Origin of the sequence: Flavobacterium sp. (assembly GCF_049590715.1) — a bacterium.
Taxonomy (GTDB): domain Bacteria; phylum Bacteroidota; class Bacteroidia; order Flavobacteriales; family Flavobacteriaceae; genus Flavobacterium.
Genome location: NZ_JBAWDL010000159.1, coordinates 1 through 1758, shown reverse-complemented (window position 1 = coordinate 1758; position 1758 = coordinate 1). Strand labels below are relative to the sequence as shown.

Annotated in this window: 1 protein-coding gene and 1 pseudogene; both read left to right on the top strand. The window is 34.5% G+C overall.

Annotated features, from left to right (window positions below; genetic code table 11):
• Positions 1–961: hypothetical protein (locus WBQ70_RS07375; protein WP_423912365.1), on the top strand; the 961-nt coding region annotated here is incomplete at its 5' end.
• Positions 962–1134: 173 nt separating this feature from the next.
• Positions 1135–1758, top strand: a pseudogene (locus tag WBQ70_RS07370) (right-handed parallel beta-helix repeat-containing protein); the annotation flags it as partial.

Genomic DNA, 1758 nt, shown 5'->3' with positions numbered 1-1758 from the left:
TGGCAAGGCTTTTCAATATTATATGGATGTCCAATCGGTGATTTGTTTGGACCATAAATGTAAAGTGGTTAAGGTGCGTCTTTTTTGGGACCGATTTGGGTTTTACAATCGGTATGAATTGGCTTCTGGAGTTACTTTGGAAAAAACAGATGGAATTCCGTTTACCGATGCCGATTATAAAAAGCTAGACAGAATCTTAGCTGATAAACAATCAACGCTGAAAGATTATTATAAAAATCAATCGCATTTGTCCGATCATGGGAGCGAAGCATTGGTTGATGTAGATGCTATTTCGGGTGCGACTTCAGGAGTTGATGTGAATTCAGTAGTTGAAGGAGCTGCTTGGACAAGTTGCACGTTATGGCATTGGGCAAATGGTGGTGTTTTTGAAGTCATTCGGAAAATAACCGCTTCAGAGTTGACTACAGCTGAATTAACCCAATCTTTATCTAATGAAAGCGAAAAAAATCGCCGTTTTATTATCTCCGAATTTATTGACCGTAAAGCCTATGAAAATGAAGTAGTGACTGTGGTGCTAAAAGAAATTGGCAATAGCCCATCATTAATTCGACCTTTATTAGAGTATATAGAGAAAGCACCGCCAGCTGTTTATTTTTTGGCCGTTCAGCAATTGTATAAAGAATCGGATGTGTCGTATCGTGTTATTCTGTTGGGGTCTTTACAGCAATTTACGACCTTTAGTTCAGCTGACCATTTAGAGTGGTGTAGTAAGCAATTAAGTATTGTTGCTTCCTTTCAAGAATTGCAATTACTCCTTCGATTATTGGAAAAGCAAAAGCCTTTATCTGAATATACTAAAACGGAGGCTATTAAATTATTGGAACATTCTCAGTTTTTGATGGCGCGTTCGGCTTATTGGTTTTTGAATAATAAATCAGTTTCAACGGAACAAACGAAAATTTTAGAAAGCTTCAAAACAAAAAATAGCGACAGACTTTAATCTTTTTAGACCTTTAATAAAAGGGCTTATCCTTGCAATATATGTGTTTATTAGTTCTTTTTTTAGATAGAAATACTATTTTGTACGTGGGAATACATAAATATTACTGTCAAACACACTTTTTAGGTAAGGATGAAAAATCTTTACAATCTAAATTTTAATACACAAAATTCATGATTCATAGAAACTCAAAGTGGAACATTCTCTTCCTTTTTCTTTTTGTATTGACATTTTTTTTTATTGGCACAAGCCAAACAAGGAAAGGAAATTCAATTTATTTCGATACTAGTATTGCAGCTGATGCTACTCCTGCTGTCTTAGCACAATTTATGCAAACTGACGCTAAAACGGTTACTGAAATGAAATTCGAAAAGGGAACGTACCATTTTTATCCCGATAAAGGATTGGAGATTTATGCTCAGGTATCCAATCATAATAATGGTTTGGCTAAAACAGCTTTTCCTATTTTCAATATGAAGAATTTGACGATTGATGGTCAGGGTTCAACCTTTATATTTCACGGAATTATTATCCCTTTTTCTATTGAAAATTCAGAGAATATTAAAGTTCAAAATGTAGCGATTGATTGGGGAATGTCTTTTCATAGTGAAGGTCTAATTGTAGCAAATGATCCTGAGAACAAGACCTTTGATATGCAAATTTCAGATGCGTATCCTTATGAGATTAGAAATGGGCAATTGTATTTTATTAAGGAATATTATGAGCATAATATTGGGCAATCCATTTTATTCGATCCCAAAACTAAAGGAGTGGCGTACAATACCGAAAAATACACT